Here is a 21,713-nt window from a genome sequence, read left to right on the forward strand (position 1 = left end):
CACCGACGTCATGCCCGGGCTTGTCCCGGGCATCCACGTTTTTGGTGCCGCGCCGAAGTCGTGGATGGCCGCGTCAAACCAGGTCGAGCCCGGCCATGACGGCGAAGGCGGGACCGGATGTCATGACCGGATCGATCGGACCTGAAACGATTCGAGCCCGGACCAACGGAAATGCCGAAAACAACCCCATGCACAGTAGGCCGGGCTTGGCCGGATCGATGTTTTTGATTTTCAGAATTTTGCTTGCTCTGTCGGGCAAAACAGGGGCAGAATGCCATCGTCGCGGTGTGTGACACATTGCCGGTGAAGACCTTCGATCATCGCGACGGACTAGATCGCGCTCACGGCAGAGCGGCAAATCGCGCATAGCGATCACCTTGCCCTCCGGCGGGCGATGGGCCACCATCCCCGTGCGCAGCGTCGACAAAACCAGAAGCGCCAAGGGAAACGCATGAGCAAGCCGTCGAGCTTCGACTATGGCTGGGTCGTCGTCGCCGCGGGTGCGTTGATGACCTGCGTCGGGTTCGGCACGATGCTGTCGCTGGCGGTGTTTCTGCAACCGATCTCCGAAGCGATGGGCTGGTCGCGCGCCGGGGTGTCGGCGGCCGCGACGCTGGATTTCCTCTGCATGGGATTTGCCGCATTTCTGTGGGGCACGCTGTCGGACCGGTTCGGCACGCGCATCGTCGTGCTCTCGGGAAGCCTGCTGCTGGGGCTCGGTCTCGTCACGGCGAGCCAGGCGGCCAGCCTGTGGCAGTTCCAGCTCTGCTTCGGCGTGCTGATCGGCATCGCCGCCGGCAGCTTTTACGCACCGATGATGGCACTCGCGAGCGCGTGGATCGAGAACAACCGCAGCCTCGCGGTGGCGCTGGTCTCCGCCGGCATGGGCGTGTCGCCGGTGACGATCGCGCCGAGCGCAAGCTGGCTGATCACGGCCTATGACTGGCGCACCGCGATGCTGGTGATCGGCTGTGCTGCCTGGGCGCTGCTGATCCCCGCCTGCTTCCTGGTGCGCCCGGCGCCGGTCGCGTCCGGCCCCGCAAGCGCGGACACGGCAACGAACGTGGAGCTGACCGCGGCGCAGGCGCTGCGCACACCGCAATTCATCGCGCTCGCGGCGGCGCATTTCGCCTGTTGCGCCGCGCATTCCGGCCCGATCTTCCACATGGTCTCCTATGCGATGGTCTGCGGCATCGCACCGCTGACGGCTGTGACGGTCTACAGTGTCGCCGGCGTCTCGGGCCTCGGTGGGCGCCTGCTGCTCGGCACGCTCGCCGATCGCATCGGCGCAAAGCCGGTGCTGGTCGGCGGCCTGTTGGTGCAGGCGATGTGCATCGCGACCTATCTCGCGGTCGCGCATCTCGGCGAATTCTACGCGTTGTCGGTCGCGTTCGGCCTCGCCTATGGCGGCGTGATGCCGCTCTATGCCGTGCTGGTCCGCGAATACTTCGGCGGGCGCATCATGGGCACCGTGTTCGGTGCGGTCTCGGCGTTTGCCAGCCTCGGCATGGCGCTCGGTCCATGGGCCGGCGGACTCGTGTACGACAATTTCCAGCACTACACCTGGCTGCACATCGGCTCGTTCGCGATCGGTCTCGCCGCAGTCGCGGTGGCGCTGAGCTTTCCGACCAAACGCAGGCAAGCGCTCGGCCTTGGCCGCGCCGCGGCATGACGAGGGGCGCATGAACGAGCCCCAGGGCGAGTCCCTCCGAGCCCGCAAGACGCTCCATGTCGGCTCCCCGGCCGATAGCAAACGTCGACGCGTTCACGCCTGAGACCGGCTTTCGATCCATGGTAGACATTTAGCCAAACGCCAAAGCGTTGGTTATGCTGCGACATTGGCTACGGACGGGACCCCGATGTTGAACGCGGTTACACGCCAGTTTGCGCCGGATAACGACCCTCCGATGGTGGTCGCCTTGATGCCTTACACCCCGCGACACCGGGCCATGGCCTTCGGTATCGTGGCCGGCATGCTGGCCGTTTCAGCGCTCCTGGCTCCATTCGTTAACCGACAAATTGGCCGAGTGGACAGCTTTCTCCCGGTTGTTCAGACAATCATGAGCGCGGCTGACCTGCTCACGGCGACCCTCTTGTTCGCACAGTATTCGGTGCAGCCGCACCGCGCCTTGCTGGTCGTGGCGAGCGGATACATCTTCGCAGGCTCCTTTGCCTTTCTGCAGACTCTGAGTTTTCCGGGCAGCTACGCACCCAACGGGCTCATAGGTGACGTCTACAACACCCCGGCGTGGTTTTTCGTACTTTGGTACACCACATTTCCCCTGAGCATCCTTTCCTATGCGCTGCTCAAGGACAAAGGAAAGATATCGCGGGGATCGACGACGCGAAGCATCGCAATCACGCTGATGAGTGTACTGGGGACAATAGCTCTGCTGTCGTGGCTGGTGATAGCCGAAGTCGAGCATTTGCCGAGGTTCTTCACGACAGGTCTCATGCTCCAGACCCCCCTCAGCAATCAATTCAACATTGGCCTCACGTTGTTGGGTTGCATCGTACTCCTGGTGCTTTTTGTCCGCAGGCGCACGGTGCTCGATCTGTGGCTGATGGTCACGTTGTTTGCAGCGGTTCCCAATTTTCTGGTGGCGACATACGCAGGCTCGGCTCGATTCTCCGTAGGCTGGTACACCGCTCGCGGGTTTGCCCTCATCGCAAGCTTCATGCTGCTGTCCGTACTTGTCACGGAAATGACCGTGCTCTACTCGCGACTGGCCAACGCTCTGGTGATGCAGCGGCGCGAGCGCGCCAATCGCTTCGTGAGTATCGACGCAGCTACTGCGGCAATTGCGCATGAAATAAAGTCACCCCTGGGGTCAATCACGTTGAACGCGGACACCGCTCGGCAGGTACTGGTTGCACAATCTCCCCGGCTCGAGGAGGTCCATGCCATTCTCAAGGACATCGGGGATGCCAGTCTCAGGGTAGACGAGACAATCACAAGCGTTCGTAAGCTGTTCAGGGATGCAACCGATCAACCGGTCATGATCAGCATCGAGGACGTCGCGCGGCAGGTATTGCGGCTGTTGCAGCATGAGCTGCAGTTCAATGAAGTTCTGGTCGTGACGGAGTTTGGGGTCGAAGCGCCTTTCGTGAACGCCGATCCGGTACAGTTGCAGCAGGTAATTCTGAACCTGTTCAAAAATTCCATCGAGGCGATGGCTTCTACCCCCCGCGACGGCCGCCGATTGATCATTGGCACTCGCGTCGAGCAAACTTCAATCGTCCTCCTGTCCATCCAGGATACAGGCACCGGAGTGTCCCCGCAGGATCGGGACCGCGTATTTGAGGCGTTCTTTACGACCAAGCCGGCGGGCATGGGGCTGGGACTGGCGATTTGCCGCACGATCATCGAGAGATATGAAGGCCGTTTGGTTCTCGGCAAATCGGGGCCTCAGGGCTCGACATTCGAGATTGCACTGCCTGTCGTAAGCCGGACTTGACAGCGACGCGGCGGCCTTTGGCAATCGTGGCGGCCGAGGATGTGGCGAGCATGGCGGAACACGGCGCTGCCCATGAGAGGCATCGAACATTGCCTTCCTCTTGTGGCCCTGGCCTGTCCGTGTCCAGGTCGCCAGAATGTCGGCGTCAGACCCGATAGCGGACACTGACGCGATGCGGCATCATGTTTGAGTTTCGGAGCAGACTTCATGAAAGACACAGCTTCGCAATTGTTCCATTTTTATGATCGCCACCCCATCTCGCGCGAGATCATTCTCGCCAAACTGCGCGTGAGTCGCGGTGATCTCGACAACCTGCGCCCGGAAGACCTTTTTGCGCACGATCAGGACCATTATGGTGGCCTCGGCGCCACGGACGAGTTGGCAAGGCAAGCACGGATCGGCCCGGGAACGATGGTCGCTGATTTTTGCGCCGGTCTTGGCGGGACGGTGCGCTATCTCGCTCACAAGTACGGAGCCGACGTTACCGGCGTTGAGTTCACGCCTGTGCGTGCCGCGGGAGCGCAAGAACTGACCAGGCTGGTCGGGCTGCAGAGGTCGGCGCGGATTATCGAGGGCAACGTCATGGATGCCCCACTTCCCGATGCGAGCTTCGATGTCGTTGTCAGCCAGGAATCCTTCTGTCACGTCCCCGACGTGAAAAAGACCCTGGCGGAGGCCAGACGCATTCTGAAGCCGGGCGGGCGATTGGCTTTCACGGACTGGGTCGCCAATCAGCCGCTTGCATCTGCGGACGCGCAGCTGATGTGGGAGGGCATGGCAATTCAGCCGCTCCGTTCGATCTCGGACTACCGGGAATTGGTCGAGGGCGTCGGGTTGAACGTGCTTTCCGTCACCGACTTGACCGAAGAATGGAGGCCGATCCTCAGGGAACGGCTTGCCATGTACCAACGGCTCCGCGAGGAAGCGAGACAGTCGGGAACGCCGTCAGGACACGATGAGTTTCACGAATCCTATGTTCGATTTGTCGACCTCATTCAAAAGCGACAGCTCGGCGGCGTCCGAATCGTAGCAAGCAAGTAGGCGACATCAGGTTTGGCGCGCGTTCGCCTGCGTCGGTTTGACGATCGACGCAGTTGGATCCGAAGCGGACTTGCCGGTCGTTCTCGATTTCTGCTTGGCATCATCGTTTGTCCCCATGCGCGGCTGCTTTGGAATGTGACGCCCATCACGGTGATGGCGCCAGCCACCCGGCATGCTCCAGATCAACGGCGAGCAGCGCCAAGCACGGAGCAGGACCATGAACAGCAACGATCGCGAACTGAGCATCGAGGAATTGACGAAAGTGAGCGGCGGCGGCATCAAGGGGGCCGTCGAGGGCGTGTGCCGCAAAGACGAAGTAACCCCTGGTCAAAGCGACCCAGCCCAGATGTTTCAACAGATCCTCAATCAATTGTCCGGTCGCTGAAAACGGGCCGCCTCTGCCGGCGGCCCTTTCATTTCACAGTCCCGGCACGCGCGGCATATCCCTCTTCATTGCATCCTCCGCGCCTCGACCTCATTGCCCGAGCTGCTGAAGCACGGCGGACCACAACGCAAGCGGCTCCCTGAGCGCTCCCGGCTCGGACGGCTTCTGGCGAACGGCCGTGTGCACCATGACGAGTTTCGAGGCTGGATCGACCAGGATGACCTGACCGCGTATGCCGAGCAGGGCAAATCTGCGCTGCGCGCCAGGGAGGAGCCAGACCTGATAGCCGTAGCCCATATAGGGGGTCGCCACTCCCGGCGCGAGATGACCGTCAACGGGCCTGACGGTCGTCGCATCCAACAGCCACTGCCGGGGGATCAACTGACGACCTTCCCAGGCGCCGTCGTTGGCGAGCAGCCGGCCCAGGCGCGCATAGTCGCGCAAGGTTGCGTTGAAACAGCAAAACGCAATCTCCTGCCCGCTGCCGTCGATCGCCCACGAGGCATCCGCCTCGGTGCCGATGGCATTCCAGATCCGGTCGTGGAGATAGTCGGCAACCGGCGTGCCCGTGGCGGAGCGCAGGACCAGGCCCAGTATCTCGGTTTCCACGCTCGCATAGTGCCATTTGGTGCCCGGCGGTGCGATTCGAGTATTGAATTGCGCGACGACCGCGGCGGGATCCTTCGTCGGTTCGACGAACAGGGCTCGCCCAAGCCGGGCGATATCGTCGTGCCCGTCATAGACTTCCGAAAACTCGACGCCCGACGACATATTCAGCAAGGCCCGGATGGATGTGTTTCCATATTCCGTTCCTGCCAGACCGTGGACGTAGGTCGAGACGGGGTCGTCGATCGACTTGATCCGTCCCTCCGAGACCGCAATCCCCATCAGCATGGACACCAGCGTCTTGGCCATCGATTGCGACAGGAAGCGGTCGTGATCGGTCCGCGCATATTGATAGTGCTCGTACAGGATGGTGTCGTCCCGGGCGATCAAGAGTCCCGTCACCGGGTTGCGCTTGAGGTAGTCCGCAATGCTGAACCGTTCCTTGCCGAAACTGTAGGAAATGGACGGCTCCGGTGCGCGCTTGAATTGCCAGGGAGTCGTCGCGTGTCCGATCGGGCGCGAGGGGAAGATCTCGCCGAAATGGCTGTAGACCCCGACGAGCTTGTCGAGTTGGGTGGTGGTCCCCCGCGTGCCGATCGGATAGCCCTCGGCCGCGCCGTAGACATCGGCATCGGGGCCGCTATCCGAAAAGACCGGCCCCGCCTCGCCGGCGGAGCTGCGGACGTTCTGTGCGCACGCCAGGGACGCCCAGGCCGCCGAAACGAGAATGACGGACAAGCCAAGCCCGCGGCAACCGCGCGGTCTGCAGAGCGCTTTCCAACTCACTGGACTTGCCTCCTCCCACGGTCTTGCGTGCGCGCTCGCGAAAAACGACTTCGCAGGCTGGCGACGAGAGGCATGCTATCATTGCGGGTCGACGGTGTCAGCATGCGAGACATCGGCCGAGATCGCCGCCTCGAACGGCGGACCTCCGGCGCCACCGACACCGCCGTCACCCGATCGCGAAATCCGCCGCGGTCTCCGCGTGGATCGCCGTGGTGTCGAACGTCTCCACCGACGTATCGGCAGCGCCGACCAGCATCGTGATCTCGGTGCAGCCGAGGATGATGCATTCCGCACCGCGCCCGACCAGCGCTGCCATCACGTCTTGATAGCGGCGGCGCGAGGCATCGGCGACGACGCCAAGGCACAGCTCGTCGTAGATGATGCGGTTCACGTCGGCCCGCTCGTCCGCGGGAGGCACGAGGACATCGAGATCATGCGCGCGCAGCCGATCGATGTAGAAATCCTCCTCCATCGTGAACTTCGTGCCGAGCAGCCCGACCCGCCGGTATCCCCCGGATCGAATGCGCTGCGCCGTCGCGTCGCCGATGTGAATGAAGGGAATGGTCAGCTTCGAGGTGATGTCGGGCGCGAGCTTGTGCATGGTGTTCGTGCACAGCACGATCGCGCGCGCACCGGCCTTTTCGAGGCGCTGCGCCACCTCCGCCAGGCTCGCGGCCGCCTCCGCCCAGCGGCCGTCGTATTGCATCTCCTTGATCTCCTGGAAGTCATAGGAATACATCAGCAGCGGCGCCGAATGCAGCTTGCCCATGCGGTCCCGAACCCGCTCGTTGATGAGCTTGTAGTAGAGCGCGGTGCTCTCCCAGCTCATGCCCCCGATCAGGCCAATGGTTCGCATCGTCTCGCCTTTCGAAATCCGGTTTGCCCGGATCGTAGACGAAGAGATCTCGGCTCGCCATCACGACGCGGAAGAAAGAGCCAATGCCGGAAGCTCGAACAGCCCGGCGAGCGACTTCGTGCGCAACTGCCCCATTCGGCCGGCCAAAATATTCCTTCCCAACCCGCCGAACCTCTCTTCCACCTGTTCAAGTTTGGCGATTACATCGTCGCGCTCGCATTCAACTCATTTTTTTGCGCTGGAGGGATTTCATGACTTCGTCAAATGTCACTCGCCGCAGATTGATCGGCGGCCTCGCGGCCGGAGTAAGCGTGGCCTCGGTGGTTTCATCAGGCATCCGCAGGGCCCGTGCCCAATCCGCACAAAAGACCTTTGTCCTCGTGGGCGGGGCCTTCTACGGAGCATGGTGCTGGCATCGCGTCACCGAGCGGCTCGAAAAGCAGGGCCACAAGGTCTACGCGTTCACGCTCTCGGGACTGGCAGAACGCTCGCATCTCCTCAGCAAGGACATCAACCTCGACACGCACATCACGGACATCGCCAATCTGGTCGAATGGGAAGACCTGAAAGACATCTGCCTCGTCGCCCATTCCTATGCCGGATGTCCCGCGTCGGGTGCTCTCGAGCGCATCGGAAGCCGGGTGTCATCGATCGTCTGGGTGGATGCAATCAAGCCCGCCGACGGGCAGGCGTTCCGGGACCTGGTCCCCTTCCCGGTCGAGGAAGGCGCGATCAGCCGCCCGGCTCCCAAGGCGCTGCCGCCGACGGCGTTCAGCGACCCCAAGGACGTTGCCTGGGTTCTCTCAAAGGTCACGCCGCAACCTGTTGGCACATGGCTGCAACCGGTGAAGCTATCGGGCGCGCGCGAGAAGGTCGCGAAGAAGACCTATATCCGGCTGCCCAAATTCCAGCTGGCCGCTCTCGACAAGGCGGCAGCGGAGTGCAAGGCCGACAATTCCTGGACGGTCCTCGAGAACACCACGTCCGGCCACTCGGTCATGATCGCCGAGCCGGATTGGTTGACCGACGTGCTGGTGAAAGCCGCATAAGAGCGACGACGCTGGATGTGGCCGGGCGATCCGTGTCGCTCGGCCCGTGCGTGATGGCGCCCGTCCGGCCGCCGTCCCTTACGACGCCTTCGCTTCGACGTATCGCGCAAAGCTGTCGAGGATCGCCTGCCAGCCGCCTTGCTGCTGCTCGACCGAATGGGTCGCTTCCGCATCGAAGACGACGCGGACGGTGACGCCCTTCGCCCCGGGCACGAACTCGACTTCGGCCTTGCGATCGCCGAACGCATATTCGATCCGCTTGTGCTCGACGATTTTCGTGTAGGTGCCGGCGAAGTCGAAACCCATGCTGCCGTCCCTGGCCTCCATGCGCGACGAGAACACGCCGCCCTCGCGCAGGTCGACCGTCGCCTTGGTCGTGTGCCAGTCGTCCGACGCGGCGTTCCACTTCACGATGTCGGCAGGCGTCGTGTAGGCACGCCAGACCCGATCGATGGGGGCGGCGACGCTGGTTTCGACGGTGATCCTCATGATTGTTGCTCCAGTTCGATTTCGACGGCTCGAGGTGACGAGATCACTTCACCTGCGCGGGGTCTATGCACCGCGTGTTCGGGAAATGTCCACCCAAGGACGATCGAGACCCGTCGATGCCGACATGGTCGAGCCGTCGATGCGATAAAAAGATTCAGGCGGGAGACGCGCCGTCACCCGCTCGCGATCGGCGCGTCAGCAGATCTTCTGAAAACGCGCGCGCCAGCGCGACGGCTTGGCCGGCGGCAGCACGTAGCTTTTGCCCTCGGCCGAGACCGTCAGGGGCTGCCCCGAACCCAAAAGGTCAAGGACGCGGTCTTCCAGCAGGCGCCATTTCTCGCCGGCAAGCTCGGGATGGCCGAGGTCCGGCTGGTTGAACATCGAGGTGTTCGGCGGGAAGGACTCCGGACCGGCGTATGTGAACCCGGCGAAATCCATCTGCATCCTGCCGTTGCCGATCGTGATCGAAGCTTCGGTGTGCTCCTGTTTCGGCACCTCCCCGGGATAGACCGCATCCAGCTCGAAATGCGTACCGCAGCCGATGCGGAATACCGTCTTGCCCCGCGTGTCGGAAAAGGCGAGCCATGGCCGGTCCTGGCGGTCCATCTCGAAGGTCCATGCGCCGCTCCACATCTGCCTCGATGGGACGCCGGCCGCCGTTGCGGCAGACAATCCGAGCCACGACAGGGCGACGACAAGTCCGAGCAGCCTTGCAGGCGTCGTCATGGCAACCTCCCAACGCGATCCGCGCTGATCCTCACACGAAGGACGGACCGACCGGCGCGACGTCAGATCGGCCCGGTCTTCCCGCGAATGGCCGCCGACCGCTTGAACAGTTGCTGCGCATCGGCGTAGCGACCCTGATCCTTGTAGAACGCGGCCAGGTTGTTCAAGATATCGGCGAGATCCGGATGGTCGGGGCCGAGGGTCTTCTCGAAGGTCGCCACCGACTGCTTGTACAGCCGCTCCGCATCGGCATTGCGGCCCTGGCGCGCATAGAGCGTCGCCAGATTGTTCTGCGCCTGCGCGATGTCGGGGTGGTCGGGTCCATACGCCTTCTCGGTGACCGCGATCGCGCGCTTGAGCAGACGCTCGGCATCGGCGTAGCGATGCCGATGGATGTAGGCGTCGGCGAGATTGCTCATCAGCACCGTGGCCTCGGGATCGTCGGGGCCGTTCGCCTTCTGGAGAATGGCGAGCCCGCGCTTGAACAAAGGCTCGGCCTGGTCGTAGCGGCCCTGATTGCTGTAGACCGCGGCAAGGTTGCTCATCGCCATCACGATGGAGGGATCGTTGGCACGATGCGCCTTCTCGCGGATGGCGATCGAGCGCTTCAGAAGCGGTTCGGCGTCGGCGTAATGCTCTTCCGCCCGATAGAGTTCGCCCAGATTGTTCAATACGGTTGCAACTTCCGTGGAATTCGGACCGAGCGTCTTCTCCCTGATCGCCAGTGAGCGCTTGTACAGCAGCTCGGCAACCGGGTATTGGCCCAGATTGTAGTGAATGGTGCCGAGATCATTCAGCGGCATCGCGACCATGGCGTCATCGGTGCCGAACTCCTTCTCGCGCAGGGCCAGGGCCTTCTGGGCGAGCGGCAGCGCTTCGGTGTATTTTCCGGCCTGATAGAGCTGTTTCATCTGCCGGGTGAGTGTGCCCGCCTCATCCTCTTCCGCATGGGACGGCGCGCCCAGCGACAGGCTCAGCGCGAGCGCGGTGACCGCAACACGGATCGATGCTTTCAGGGCCTTCATCGCGCGCTCCTCGTCGCTCCTGCCGGTGGCTTACGCGATTTTGGTGCGCCGGGAGGCCGGACAGGTTCAAAGCGGATGGGGCAGCGGCATGGTGACCGCCTGGCTCCAAGGTCTTGCCCATGGCGATCATGTGAAGCCAGCGGTAAAATACCGGCGACGCGACACACATCCGTTGGAAAGAGGACGATGGCATTCTGGATCGCAGGCACAGCTGGATTGGCGATCGCCTATCTGCTCGGCGCGACACCCACGGGCTATCTCGCGGGAGCTGCGCCCGCCTCGGTCAAGGCAGCCCTGAGGTGAAAGCAGAGGCGCGGATCTAGCGCGGGGTCAGTTCACCGCCCGAAGCGCGGCGGTGAAGGTGGCGAGATCGGCGCGGGCCAGCTCGTCCGGCGCCCATCGGGGAAGATCGGCGAGCTCTGCGATCACGCGGGCCCGATCCTGCGGCAGCAGAAAGTCCGCCCAGACCGCGCGCGTGTCGCGCAGCGAGGCCGCGACCAGGCGGGCGTTGGCCGGCTTGCTGGCGCCCTGGATCGCCGCGCAGACCGTGGTCAGGATGTAGAGGGCGCTGTTCTTGCGGAAGCCCGCAAATCCTTCCTCGCGAATACGGGTGCGTTGCTCCGGCGGGAGCCCTTTCCAGAACATCTGGCTCGCAACCGCCTCGCGTGCCATGCCCCGGATCATGAAGCTGATCGCCGTCGCGTACTGGTCGCCATACTCGGTCATGTTGCGCGCGAGCGCCGGCAGATCCGGCTGCGGCCCCGGCTTCGCGCCGTAGAAGATGAAGAGCTTGTGGGTCTGGTTTGCGACGTCGGTCCAATCCATCAGCCAGCCCATGTCGCTGCCCTGCTCGGGTGGCAGCGCGGCGAGAGCGTCGAGATCGAAGACATGGCCGAGCAAGGCCGCGATGTCGGGCCGGGTCAGATCAGGCCGTTCGCCCTTCTTCGCGACGCCGTCGACATAGACCTTGAAGGCCTTCGCGGCATCGCGCGCGGCCGCGAGATCCTGCACCCCGTCCTGCGCGAACGCCGGCGAGGCGAGCGCGAGAAGGATCAGGAGGATTCTGACGATCGGCATGGAAATTGGTCGTGCCCGACGCCGGGAAGGTTCAGGCTCGCGCGCGAGCCCGGAGGGCCGGCAGGCCGGGCGGGGGCTTGCGCATCTGCGAGGCCTGCTCATAGGCGTGGGCCAGACGCAGCAGCTTGTGCTCGCTCCAGGCGCGGCCCGCGAAGGTGATGCCGAGCGGATAATCCGGCGTCTCCTTGTCGCCGGCACCGGAGATGAAGCCTCCCGGCACCATGACGCTGGGATAGCCCGCCTTCGCCGAGATCACGCAGCCGCTGCTGCCGGGGAACAGCACGGCGTCGAGCTTGTGCTGGTTCATATAGGCGTCCATGCCCCGCGTCTTCGCCGAGAGCAGGTCCATGGCGCGTGCGGACTTGTACTCGCGCTCGCTCAGATCGCCTCGGGTGAGGTCGGACGCGAGGAACAGGTCCTGACCGAAGCGCAGCGCTTTCTCGGCATTGGCCGCGTTGAAGGCGATGATGTCTGCCATCGTCTCGATGTCGGTATCGGTCGCCCACTCCTTCAGATAGAGATTGAGGCCGTATTTGAGCTCGTAGAGAAACACGATCGGCGAACCGGTCGGATTGCCCTTGTTGCTGCTGAGCGGATTGCGGTTGAGCACGGCCATGCCGGTGCCCGGACCGCCGATCCAGCCGGACGTGGGCATGTTCGCGCGGACGACGACGGCGCCGAGATCCTCCATCACCTTGATCGCCTCGGTCATGACCTTGACCCATCCGGGTTGCAGCTTGCCGTAATAGCGATCGTTCAAGGGATCGGACGGGTCGCTCGGCACGCCGATACGCGCGCCCTTGATCGCATCGCGCGAAAGGCCCGCGGTATAGTCGGCCGGCCGCCGCTGCCGCTCCGTCGCCGGATCGCGCGGGTCCTTTGCCGCGAGCACGTTCAAGAGCATTGCCGCGTCACGCACCGTGCGCGTCATGGGTCCTGCGGTATCCTGGCTGTGCGCGATCGGGATGATGCCGGCGCGGCTGATCAGTCCGACGGTCGGCTTGACCGTGACGAGCCCGTTCTGGCTGGCCGGGTACAGCAGCGAGCCCGACGTTTCGGTGCCGATCGAAGCCGCGCAAAATCCTGCGGCCACGGCGACCGCCGAACCCGAGCTCGAGCCGCCGGGAGCCACGACCGGGATGTCGTGCTCACCCATCAGCGCCGGCGCATAGGGATTCTTCACCTGACCGCCCAGCGAGGAATAGCCCGCCGGCATATCGATCGCGAGGATGTTGGCGAACTCGGTCAGGTTCGCCTTGCCCAGGATCACCGCGCCGGCCTTGCGCAGCAGCTTGACGACGGTGGCGTCGCGCCTCGCCCGCGCGCCTTCCAGCGCCAGCGAGCCCGCCGTCGTCGGCTGCTCGTCAGAGGTCGCGATGTTGTCCTTCACCAGGATCGGCACGCCGGCCAGCGGCCGCCTGGCTGACGGCCTGCTGCCGTCGAGTTCGGCCGCGATTGCCAGTGCATCGGGATTGAGCGCCCGGACGGAATTCAGCGCCGGCCCGCCCCGGTCATAGGCTGCGATGCGCGCGAGATAGACCTTTGCGAGCGCCGTCGCTGTGATCTCTCCGCCGGCGAGAGCATCGACGATGTCGCTCATCGGCGCGTCTTCAAGCCTCGGCTCGGGCGGCGCCGCGACGCCGCGGGTTGGCTTCTTCATGACGTGCCTCTTGGGCTCTGCTGATGCGGTTCCGACCCGGGATCATGCACATAGCTTCTCCAACATGACAAATATCCCGCTCCGGATTCGCCGCCGCGCCACCTTGATCCGCCCCACCAAATAGACCACCATCGCGTCGCTTACCGCTCACGGCAGAATGGGCGAGGAAACGCTGACATGAACGCAACTCCGGGGTTTGGCCTGGTCGAGCGGGCGCGGGCCATCGCGCCGCTGGTTGCCGACGAGGCAGACGAGATCGAGCGGACGCGGCGGCTGACGCCTGAGGTCGTGGACGCGCTGATCGCAAACGGGCTCTACCGCGCGCTGCTGCCGCAGAGCCTCGGCGGATCGGAAGCGCCGCCCGAGATTTTCATGCAAATGCTGGAGGAGATCGCCAAGGCCGACGCGTCCACGGCCTGGTGCCTCGGCCAAAACAGTGTCTGCGCGATGATCGCGGCCGCGCTCGACCACGACACCGCGCACGAGATCTTCAACACCGCATCAGGCATCCTCGCCTGGGGCGCGGTGGCGCATGAGGCGCGCGCGGTCGAGGGCGGCTACCGCGTCACCGCGCGCTGGGATTTCGCCTCGGGCTCGCGGCAGGCGAGCTGGCTCGGCGCGCATGTCCACATCATCGGCGCCGACGGCGTGCCGCGAAAAAATGCCGACGGGTCGCCGGAGATGCGCACCATCCTGTTCCCGCTTGCGAGCGCTGTGATCCACGACGTCTGGCAGGCGATCGGCCTCGCCGGCACCGGCACCGATTCCTACGAGGTGAAGGACCTCTTCATCCCCGATCGCTTTGCCGTCTTCCGCGACATGCCGAGCGCCTTGCGTGAGCCGGGGCCGCTCTACCGGCTTCCGACCGGCTCGACCTACAGCCTCGGCTTTGCCGCAGTCTCGCTCGGCGTCGCGCGCGCGACACTGGATGCGGCGATCGCACTGGCGCGCGGCAAGCACCAGTCGCTTGCGGCCAGCGCGATGCGCGACAATCAGGCGGTACAGGGCCTGATCGGCCGCACCGAGGGGGACTTACGTGCCGCCCGCGCCTATCTCTATGCGACGGCGAACGCGATGTGGCGCGACCTTTCGGCATCAGGCACGTTCAGCCTGACGCATCGCAGCGCTATCAGGCTCGCCGCGACCTGGACGATTCAGCAATCGGCAAAAGTGGTCGACACCGCCTATCGCATGGCCGGCGCCACCGCTGTCTTCCGCAGCAATCCGTTCGAACGGCGGTTTCGCGACATGCATGCGATCACCCAGCAGATCCAGGCGCGCGACACGCATTTTGAGGATGTCGGCAAGGCGATCCTGTCGGAAGGCCGCTGATCGGGCCACGCTGCTTCTTTCATCGCGATGACCTGCGACCGGTCGCTCCGCACGCCAAGCGGCCGGTTGCGATTGCCTCGATATGCTTGATTTAAATCAAGCCTGCCGCGGCAGCGCCATCTCCGAATAGGCTGTCGATGGCCGCGCCAAAGCGCCGCCGCACAGCACGGAGATGGTCATGAGGTTCTCGAACGCTCTGCGTATTGCCGTTCTCGCCGCGGCCGGTGCCCTGCTCGCCACGGGTGCCCAGGCTGGTCCGATGCCGACATCTGTGGCGACGATCAAATCGATGGTCGATCCCGTTACCACCGAAGTGCGCTGGGGCTACGGCTACCGCGGCGGCTACGGCTATCGCGGCGTCGGATTGGGCTATCGTGGCGGCTACGGTTATCGTGGCGGCCTCGCCTATCGCGGCTTGGGTTACCGCGGCTACGGCTATCGCGGTTACGGCTATCGTGGCTATGGCTATCGTGGCCTCGGTTACGGCGTCGCAGGCGCCGTCGTCGGCGCCGGGATCGCGAGCGCCTATTACGGAGGCTATGGCGGCTATTACGGCGGTGACTATGGCGGCGGCTATCCCGCCTACGGCTATCCGTCCGCGTCCTATTACGGTTACGGCGGCGGCTATGGCTACGACTATTGCGCGCCCTCCGGTCCCTACGCCGGCTATTAGTCGCGAATCAGCGGAAGGCTAAGCCACCAGGGCGGCATCCTCGTCGTCGTCGGCATCGATGCCGCGTTGCGCTGCCAGCAGGCTGATGATCTCGACGTTCGGCCGCGCCTTGCTGAACAGAAAGCCCTGGCCCTCGTCGCACCCCTCGGCGCGGAGGCAGCTCAGCTCGGCTTCGGTCTCGACGCCTTCGGCCGTGATGATGACACCGAGACCTTTGCCGAGGCTGACGATGGAGCGGATGATTGCCTGCGCCTCGCGGTTGGCCCCGAGATCGCGCACGAAGGACTGGTCGATCTTGATCTTGTCGAACGGGAAGCTGCGTAAGTAGCTGAGGCTGGAATAGCCGGTGCCGAAATCGTCCATCGAGATCCGCACGCCGAGCGCGCGCAGCGCATGCAGCGTCGCCAGCACCTGCGCGCTCTTCTCCAAGAGCAGCGTCTCGGTGATCTCGAGCTCGAGCCGCCGCGGCGGCAGGCCGGAATGCTTCAGCGCGTCCGTCACCATCGAGAGCAGATTGCCGCCGCGAAACTGCAGCGGCGACAAATTGACGGCGACGCGGACGTCGTCCGGCCAGGTCGCAGCATCGAGGCAGGCGCGGCGCAGCATCAGGCCGCCGAGCGGATTGATCAAGCCGGTTTCTTCCGCGACCGGAATGAACTCGGCCGGCGAGACCATGCCGCGCTCGGCATGTGGCCAGCGCACCAGCGCCTCGAACCCGGTGATGCGGCCGCTCTGGAGATCGATCAGCGGCTGGTAGTAGGGCCGCAGCACGTCGTGCTGGATCGCATCGCGCAGCTCGACCTCGATCTTGCGACGGCTCTGCGCCTTCGCATCGAGCGCGGCCTCGAAGAAGGCGAAGCTGCCGCGCGCATCCAGTTTGGCGCGCGACAGCGCCATGTCGGCGCTTTTGAGCAGCTTTTCGGACTCGTCGCCGTCGCCGGGTGCCATCGCGATGCCGATGGAGGCGGCGATCACCACGGAGTGGCCGTCGAGCAGATAGGGGTCGGCGATCGCCTCGAGCAGGCGTTTGGCGAGGCCCACCGCGTCTTCGGGCCGCGTCAGGCCGCTCTGGGCAATGACGAATTCGTCCGAGTTCAGCCGCGCCAGCGCGTCTTCCTCGCGCAAGGTCGAACGCAGGCGCTTGGCGACGCCGCGCAGGAGCTTGTCGCCGACCGCATGACCCAGCGTGTCGTTGACCGCCTTGAAATTGTCCAGTCCGAGCATCAGCACCGCGACCTTCTCGGGGCTGCGCCGCGAATGCAGCAGCATCTCGTCCACGGTCTGGCGGAGCAGATTGCGGTTGGGCAGGCCGGTCAGGGCGTCATGCTGGGCCATGAAGGCAAGCCGCGCCTCGGCGCGCTTGCGCTCGGTGATGTCCATCAGCGCGAGCAGCACCGCGGGCCGCTCGGCATAGGTCAATTCACGGGAATAGATCGCAAGGTCGATCAGCGTGCCGTCGGCCTTGACGTGCTTCCAGGTCCGCGCGGCCTGCTCCTCGCTGGACCGATCGGTGGTCCAGGGCGGCTCGCTGTCGAAGGCCTGCAAGGAGCGGATCTTCAGCCGCTCGAACTCGGCGCGGCTATAGCCGTAATGCGCGATCGCGGCGTCGTTGACGCCGAGAATGTGCTCGTCGTCCAGCGCGCAGACGATCATGGGGACGGGATTGCCGTCGAACAGCAGGCGGAACGAGGCCTCGCGCTGCTTCAATTCGGTGATGTCGACGCGCAGGCCCACGACGCCGCCGTCATCGGTGCGGCGTTCCTCGATCAGGATGACCCGGCCGTCGGACAGCGTCTGCTCGTGGCGCTTGCCGGGCTCGTAGAGTTTCTTCAGCCGCGCGGCGATCCATTCGTCCTCGTGGCCGGCGGCTTCCGGATAGTCGCCGCGGGCAACGCCGACGCGCAGCGTGTCTTCGAGGCGCGCGCCTTCCTGGAAGAGATCGGCGGTCTTGCTGTAGATCTCGGAATACTGCTTGTTCCAGAGCACGTAGCGACCTTCGGGATCGAGGATCACGATGCCCTGAGGCAGGAGGTCGACGGCCTGGCGCAAACGCTCGTGCGATTTGCGCGCGTCCGCGATGGCCGCTTCAGCTTCCGCGCGGCTCTGCACGAGTTGGTCGCGTTCGAGCGGTGCCTGATGCGCGCGCGAAAATCGCGGCTTGCGCGGCTGGCGACCGCCTTTGGCAAGCACGTTGCGCTTTCGCTTTTCTGTTTTTTTGAACCCCAAACTCAACTTCACACGCCCTAGCCGCGCCTAGCTGCCGCAAGTCTTGCCTCAAGTGTCTGAAAGAAAAGTAATCTTGGTCGATGCCGGCGTGGATGCGGCGGCCGCGCGAGGTGTTGGTTTGCCTGTTTGCGAGGCGCGGAGGACGTCGGCGGGCGCGCTAAACTTGCTCGCTCGTCGCAATCGACGAGAGCCGAGCCGCAAAAACACGCAGTCTCCCTGAATCAATTCCGGAACACACGCCGGTTGCATGCAGGACGGTGAGCACGTCCCGTTCCGCGCACGAATTTTGGTCAATGCAGGACAGAGTTATCGCGTCGTTAAGAAGCGCGCCGCACAGGCGAGAAATTTGCGACTTTTTCCCGGTCTCTCCGCTGCGCGCGACGACGCTAGTCCGAAATATGGATCGTGGTGTTGCCCGCGCCCTCGCGCTTGATCAGCGCGAACAGGGCCGCCGCATGCGCGGGATGCAGACGGACGCAGCCATGCGAGGCCGGACCGCCCAGGCGGGAAATGTCGGTCGTGCCGTGAATGGCAAAGCCGTAATAGAAGAAGATCGCGTACGGCATCGGCGCGTTGTAGTACTTGCGCGAGAAGTAGCTGCGCATCATCGCCTGCGGATGGAAAGTGCCGCTCGGCGTGCCGTAGCCGCGGCGCCCCGTCGAGACCGGCCAGGAGTAGCGCAGCGCGCCGTCGACCCGCACCGACAAGCGCTGTGTGGATTTGTCGATATCGACCCTGACGTCGGCCCGTGCCGGCGTAACCAGGACGGGCGCCAGCGCAAATGCGGCCAAGGCGACTCGTTGCGCGAGCCGCGTCGGAAAAAATGTCATGATAGAAAAGCCTCTGCCTCGAGGACATGATGCGGCTGGCACGCGGCGGCTGTAAAGACGTTGTGAGCCGAGGCTCGCGTGACAAGCCTAATTCTTAACCCTGACGCCGCGATGGGCTATAAGGTTCTCAGCATGAGTCCCCGCCGCATCGCCCCTCTCCTGCTTGTCATGACGCTCGTCGTCATAAAAGTCCTGGCCGCCGGCGACGCGCTGGCCCAGGACAAGGGCAGCGTGAACCCGAAGCCGCTGCCGCCGCTGGCCAATCCGAACGATCCCAAGCTCGGCGCCAAGGAACTGTTCGCACGCAAGCTGTTGCCCTCGACCGGGCCCGCGCGCGTCATCGGCTCCTACGTGAAGGGCTGCATCGGCGGCGCGGCGCAGATGCCGCTCAACGGCGACAACTGGCAGGTGATGCGGCTGTCGCGCAACCGCAATTGGGGCCATCCCGACATGATCGCGCTGATCAAGCGCCTGGCTGCCAAGGCGCACAAGGACGCGGGCTGGCCGGGCATTCTGGTCGGCGACATCGGCCAGCCGCGCGGCGGGCCGGCCTTGTCGGGCCACGCCAGCCATCAGATCGGGCTCGATGCCGACATCTGGCTGACACCGATGCCGGACCATCGCCTCTCGCGCGAGGAACGCGAGGAGATGTCGGCGGTGATGATGGTGCGCGAGGATCGCCTCGACATCGATCCCAAAGTGTTCACGCCGGGGCATCTGCTGGTGCTGCGCGATGCCGCGCAGGAGCCGGCGGTGCAGCGCATCTTCGTCAATCCCGCGATCAAGAAGGCGCTGTGCCGCGAGGCCAAGGGTGACCGCTCCTGGCTGTCGAAGATCCGGCCGTGGTGGGGCCACGACTATCATTTCCACATCCGCATGCGCTGCCCGGCCGGCGCCAGTGAATGCCAGGGCCAGCCGTCGCAGTCCGAAGGCGAAGGCTGCAAGCCCTCCGATTTCGCCTTCTGGTTCAGCGAGGGCGTGCTGCATCCCAAGCCGCCGCCGGTGCCGCCGAAGCCAAAGCCGCCGATGACGCTGGCCCAGATGCCTGCGGCCTGCAAGGTCGTGCTGCACGCGCCGAATGCGAAGCCTTAGTTCTCGTAAGGGATCGAAGCGGCCGCCTCGCACTCAGCCGTAGTCCCGGGGCGCGAAGCGAGCCCGGGCCGACGAACTGGTTGGTTCGCACTTCCCAAATGCGCTAGCATTACGCCGCCGCCCGGCCGTAAGCCCGCGGCATCCCGGGATGCGCATCCCGTTCACCGACAAAAACCGACAGCAGGCCGCGCCCATGCGCGGCCAACGACGAGATTTGACATGCGCATCCTGGCTCTCCTTGCCGTGCTCTCGATCAGCGCGACCTCCGCTTTCGCTGAGGAGCCCAGCGGCTGTGACAAGTTCAAATGGCCGATCGAGCGCGACCGTGCCGCGCTGACCGCTCCGGACCGCACCAAGCTCGCCTCGGGAGCCGAGCAGGCCGTCGTGCCATCATCGGCGATCACGCTGGGGCTGGTCACGCCGGCCGAGGCAAAACTGCCTTCGCCGCCGGAGCGGACGCCGAAGGACGGCACTTTTGCCGGCTTCACCAGCATCAAGGCCGTGCCGAAGGCGGGCCTCTACACGATCAGCCTGTCGTCGGGCGCCTGGGTCGACCTGGTTCAGGGCGGCCATTTTCTCAGGCCCGTGGCCTTCAGCGGCGCCACCGATTGCGACGGCATCCGCAAGACCATGAAATACGAACTCTCGGAAAAGCCCGTCGTGCTCCAGATCAGCGGCGCCAGGAACAATTCGCTGTCGATTTCGATCCTGCCGGCCCAATAGGTTAGACAAACGGTCGCCTTTGACCTGCGGGCCCAGCCTGCTATCTTCGAGAACTGCGATATCCCCGCCGGCCGTAAGCCGTTGCGGGGGCCACGTGGAACAGCGCTTCCGCCCGTCGCCTCACTCACCCAAAGCCAGAATTGCGCGTGCATTTGCGCGCGCAGGCTCGCACGGAGCGCCATCCATGTATCGACTTGCCGGACTTTTCACCGCCTTCGTCATGCTCGCGGGCACGAGCCTTCCGCCTGCGAACGCCGAGGACAGGACCATCACGGTGTTCGCCGCCGCGTCGATGAAGAACGCGCTCGACGAGGTCGACGCCGCCTACACCGCCAGGACAGGCGTCAAGTTTTCGGTGAGCTACGCCGCGAGCTCGGTATTGGCAAAACAGATCGAGCAGGGCGCACCGGCCGACGTGTTCGTCTCGGCCGATACCGACTGGATGGACTACGCGCTCTCCAAGAAAACCATAAATGAATCGACCCGCGTGAACCTGCTCGGCAACAGCATCGTGCTGATCGCGCCGAAGGATTCCAAGATCGACAACGTCACCATCGTGCAGGGTTTCGACCTCGCCAAGCTCGCGGGCGACGGCAAGATCGCGACCGGCGACGTGAAGTCTGTGCCGGTCGGAAAGTACGCCAAGGCCGCGCTGGAGAAGCTGGGCGCCTGGCAGGCCGCCGAGCCCAAATTCGCCATGGCCGAGAGCGTGCGTGCCGCGCTGACGCTGGTGGCGCGCGGTGAAGCTGCGCTCGGCATCGTCTATTCCACCGACGCCAAGGTCGAGCCCGGCGTGAAGATCGTCGGCACCTTCCCAGCGGATTCGCATCCCGCGATCATCTATCCGGTGGCGGCGACCTCGACGGCAAAGCCCGGGACCAACGACTATCTCGCCTTCCTGCGCTCGACGACGGCCAAGACCATTCTGGAAAAGTACGGTTTCAAGTTCCTGATCAGCCCCACGACCTGATACCTACGACTTGATGCTCGACATCTCTCCCGCCGAATGGACGGCGATCCTGCTCTCGCTCAGGGTCGCCGTCGTCGCGACGCTGGTGGCAACGCCATTCGGCATTGCCTTGGCATGGCTGCTCGCGCGCAAGGAGTTTTGGGGCAAGTCGGTGCTCGATGCCGTCGTGCATCTGCCGCTGGTGCTGCCGCCTGTCGTTACCGGCTATCTGCTGCTTCTGACTTTGGGCCGCCGCGGCCTCGTCGGCAGCTTCCTCGCCGATCATCTCGGCATCGTCTTCGCCTTCCGCTGGACCGGTGCGGCGCTGGCCTGCGGCGTGATGTCGTTTCCGCTGCTGGTGCGCCCGATGCGGCTCTCGATCGAGGCGGTCGATCGCCGGCTCGAGCAGGCTGCCGAAACACTGGGAGCCGCGCCTTTCAAGGTGTTCTTCACGGTGACGCTGCCGCTGGCACTGCCCGGCGTGCTCGCCGGCATGGTGCTCGGCTTCGCCAAGGCGATCGGCGAGTTCGGCGCCACCATCACCTTCGTCTCCAACATTCCCGGCGAGACCCAGACGATTTCGTCGGCGATCTATTCGCTGATCCAGACGCCCGATGGCGACGCCGCCGCGGGGCGGCTGGTGATGATCTCAATCGGGCTCGCGATCGGCGCGTTGATATCAGCCGAATGGTTCGCCCGCCGCGCCACGCAGCGCCTGCACGGGAATTGA

At 64.5% G+C, this 21,713-nt stretch carries 21 protein-coding genes and 1 pseudogene; 12 read left to right on the forward strand and 10 right to left on the reverse strand.

Annotated features, from left to right (window positions below; all coding sequences use genetic code 11):
* Nucleotides 1–73: 73 nt before the first annotated feature.
* Nucleotides 74–442: a hypothetical protein gene (locus QY049_RS29255; protein WP_258764820.1), complete on the reverse strand. Its 369-nt coding sequence runs from the start codon at nucleotides 440–442 to the stop codon at nucleotides 74–76.
* A 9-nt stretch (nucleotides 443–451) separates the two neighbouring features.
* Between QY049_RS29255 and QY049_RS29260 the strand changes: the two genes are divergently transcribed.
* The 4 genes from QY049_RS29260 (at nucleotide 452) to QY049_RS29275 (ending at nucleotide 4,884) form a co-directional block, all read left to right on the forward strand.
* A complete protein-coding gene (locus tag QY049_RS29260) occupies nucleotides 452–1,672 on the forward strand; it encodes an MFS transporter (RefSeq protein ID WP_258764819.1) in 1,221 nt (406 codons plus the stop codon).
* Nucleotides 1,673–1,949: 277 nt separating this feature from the next.
* Entirely contained in the window at nucleotides 1,950–3,458 is a 1,509-nt protein-coding gene (locus QY049_RS29265; protein WP_301270357.1) for an MASE4 domain-containing protein, read from the forward strand.
* A gap of 207 nt (nucleotides 3,459–3,665) precedes the next feature.
* Complete coding sequence (locus tag QY049_RS29270; protein WP_258764817.1) at nucleotides 3,666–4,499, forward strand: class I SAM-dependent methyltransferase; 834 nt, start codon at nucleotides 3,666–3,668, stop codon at nucleotides 4,497–4,499.
* 217 nt (nucleotides 4,500–4,716) lie between these two features.
* Nucleotides 4,717–4,884 (forward strand): hypothetical protein, encoded by a 168-nt coding sequence (locus QY049_RS29275; RefSeq protein WP_258764816.1) that lies wholly within the window; start codon nucleotides 4,717–4,719, stop codon nucleotides 4,882–4,884.
* A gap of 90 nt (nucleotides 4,885–4,974) precedes the next feature.
* On the opposite strand, the gene QY049_RS29280 is transcribed toward QY049_RS29275, so the two are convergent.
* Both QY049_RS29280 and QY049_RS29285 read right to left on the reverse strand, forming a co-directional pair.
* The gene (locus QY049_RS29280) at nucleotides 4,975–6,228 is read right to left on the reverse strand and encodes a serine hydrolase (protein WP_258764815.1); all 1,254 of its coding nucleotides are present in this window, start codon (nucleotides 6,226–6,228) and stop codon (nucleotides 4,975–4,977) included.
* A 214-nt stretch (nucleotides 6,229–6,442) separates the two neighbouring features.
* Nucleotides 6,443–7,132, reverse strand: coding sequence for an aspartate/glutamate racemase family protein (locus QY049_RS29285; protein WP_258764814.1), 690 nt, complete (start codon nucleotides 7,130–7,132; stop codon nucleotides 6,443–6,445).
* Nucleotides 7,133–7,413: 281 nt separating this feature from the next.
* Between QY049_RS29285 and QY049_RS29290 the strand changes: the two genes are divergently transcribed.
* Complete coding sequence (locus QY049_RS29290) at nucleotides 7,414–8,181, forward strand: alpha/beta fold hydrolase (protein WP_258764813.1); 768 nt, start codon at nucleotides 7,414–7,416, stop codon at nucleotides 8,179–8,181.
* 78 nt (nucleotides 8,182–8,259) lie between these two features.
* On the opposite strand, the gene QY049_RS29295 is transcribed toward QY049_RS29290, so the two are convergent.
* From QY049_RS29295 to QY049_RS29305, 3 genes are all read right to left on the reverse strand, one after another.
* On the reverse strand, nucleotides 8,260–8,670 hold the full coding sequence (locus tag QY049_RS29295) for an SRPBCC family protein (protein WP_258764812.1): 411 nt from the start codon (nucleotides 8,668–8,670) through the stop codon (nucleotides 8,260–8,262).
* A gap of 195 nt (nucleotides 8,671–8,865) precedes the next feature.
* On the reverse strand, nucleotides 8,866–9,396 hold the full coding sequence (locus QY049_RS29300; RefSeq protein ID WP_258764811.1) for a hypothetical protein: 531 nt from the start codon (nucleotides 9,394–9,396) through the stop codon (nucleotides 8,866–8,868).
* A 62-nt stretch (nucleotides 9,397–9,458) separates the two neighbouring features.
* A complete protein-coding gene (locus QY049_RS29305) occupies nucleotides 9,459–10,421 on the reverse strand; it encodes a tetratricopeptide repeat protein (RefSeq protein WP_258764809.1) in 963 nt (320 codons plus the stop codon).
* Nucleotides 10,422–10,607: 186 nt separating this feature from the next.
* Between QY049_RS29305 and QY049_RS29310 the strand changes: the two are divergent.
* Nucleotides 10,608–10,688 (forward strand): annotated as a pseudogene (locus QY049_RS29310) (acyl-phosphate--glycerol-3-phosphate O-acyltransferase); the annotation flags it as partial.
* Between the two features lie 63 nt (nucleotides 10,689–10,751).
* On the opposite strand, the gene QY049_RS29315 reads toward QY049_RS29310, so the two are convergent.
* Both QY049_RS29315 and QY049_RS29320 read right to left on the reverse strand, forming a co-directional pair.
* Nucleotides 10,752–11,498: a hypothetical protein gene (locus tag QY049_RS29315; RefSeq protein ID WP_258764808.1), complete on the reverse strand. Its 747-nt coding sequence runs from the start codon at nucleotides 11,496–11,498 to the stop codon at nucleotides 10,752–10,754.
* Between the two features lie 31 nt (nucleotides 11,499–11,529).
* Complete coding sequence (locus QY049_RS29320; RefSeq protein WP_258764807.1) at nucleotides 11,530–13,158, reverse strand: amidase family protein; 1,629 nt, start codon at nucleotides 13,156–13,158, stop codon at nucleotides 11,530–11,532.
* A 177-nt stretch (nucleotides 13,159–13,335) separates the two neighbouring features.
* On the opposite strand from QY049_RS29320, the gene QY049_RS29325 reads away from it, so the two are divergent.
* Nucleotides 13,336–14,490: an acyl-CoA dehydrogenase family protein gene (locus QY049_RS29325; RefSeq protein ID WP_258764806.1), complete on the forward strand. Its 1,155-nt coding sequence runs from the start codon at nucleotides 13,336–13,338 to the stop codon at nucleotides 14,488–14,490.
* Between the two features lie 178 nt (nucleotides 14,491–14,668).
* Nucleotides 14,669–15,163: a hypothetical protein gene (locus tag QY049_RS29330; protein ID WP_258764805.1), complete on the forward strand. Its 495-nt coding sequence runs from the start codon at nucleotides 14,669–14,671 to the stop codon at nucleotides 15,161–15,163.
* A gap of 18 nt (nucleotides 15,164–15,181) precedes the next feature.
* Here QY049_RS29330 and QY049_RS29335 read toward each other — a convergent pair whose 3' ends face one another.
* The gene (locus tag QY049_RS29335; protein WP_258764804.1) at nucleotides 15,182–17,353 is read right to left on the reverse strand and encodes a bifunctional diguanylate cyclase/phosphodiesterase; all 2,172 of its coding nucleotides are present in this window, start codon (nucleotides 17,351–17,353) and stop codon (nucleotides 15,182–15,184) included.
* A 422-nt stretch (nucleotides 17,354–17,775) separates the two neighbouring features.
* Nucleotides 17,776–18,219 carry a L,D-transpeptidase gene (locus tag QY049_RS29340; protein WP_258764803.1) on the reverse strand — a complete coding sequence of 148 codons (444 nt, stop codon included), beginning with the start codon at nucleotides 18,217–18,219 and terminating at the stop codon, nucleotides 17,776–17,778.
* 132 nt (nucleotides 18,220–18,351) lie between these two features.
* Between QY049_RS29340 and mepA the strand changes: the two genes are divergently transcribed.
* The 4 genes from mepA (at nucleotide 18,352) to modB (ending at nucleotide 21,713) form a co-directional block, all read left to right on the forward strand.
* Nucleotides 18,352–19,311: a penicillin-insensitive murein endopeptidase gene (gene mepA / locus QY049_RS29345; protein WP_258764802.1), complete on the forward strand. Its 960-nt coding sequence runs from the start codon at nucleotides 18,352–18,354 to the stop codon at nucleotides 19,309–19,311.
* Nucleotides 19,312–19,530: 219 nt separating this feature from the next.
* Nucleotides 19,531–20,034: a hypothetical protein gene (locus QY049_RS29350; protein WP_258764798.1), complete on the forward strand. Its 504-nt coding sequence runs from the start codon at nucleotides 19,531–19,533 to the stop codon at nucleotides 20,032–20,034.
* 184 nt (nucleotides 20,035–20,218) lie between these two features.
* Nucleotides 20,219–21,004: a molybdate ABC transporter substrate-binding protein gene (modA, locus tag QY049_RS29355; RefSeq protein ID WP_258764796.1), complete on the forward strand. Its 786-nt coding sequence runs from the start codon at nucleotides 20,219–20,221 to the stop codon at nucleotides 21,002–21,004.
* A 13-nt stretch (nucleotides 21,005–21,017) separates the two neighbouring features.
* Nucleotides 21,018–21,713: a molybdate ABC transporter permease subunit gene (modB, locus tag QY049_RS29360; protein WP_258764795.1), complete on the forward strand. Its 696-nt coding sequence runs from the start codon at nucleotides 21,018–21,020 to the stop codon at nucleotides 21,711–21,713.

It is taken from the genome of Bradyrhizobium sp. WYCCWR 13022 (genome assembly GCF_030435535.1).
Lineage (GTDB): Bacteria > Pseudomonadota > Alphaproteobacteria > Rhizobiales > Xanthobacteraceae > Bradyrhizobium.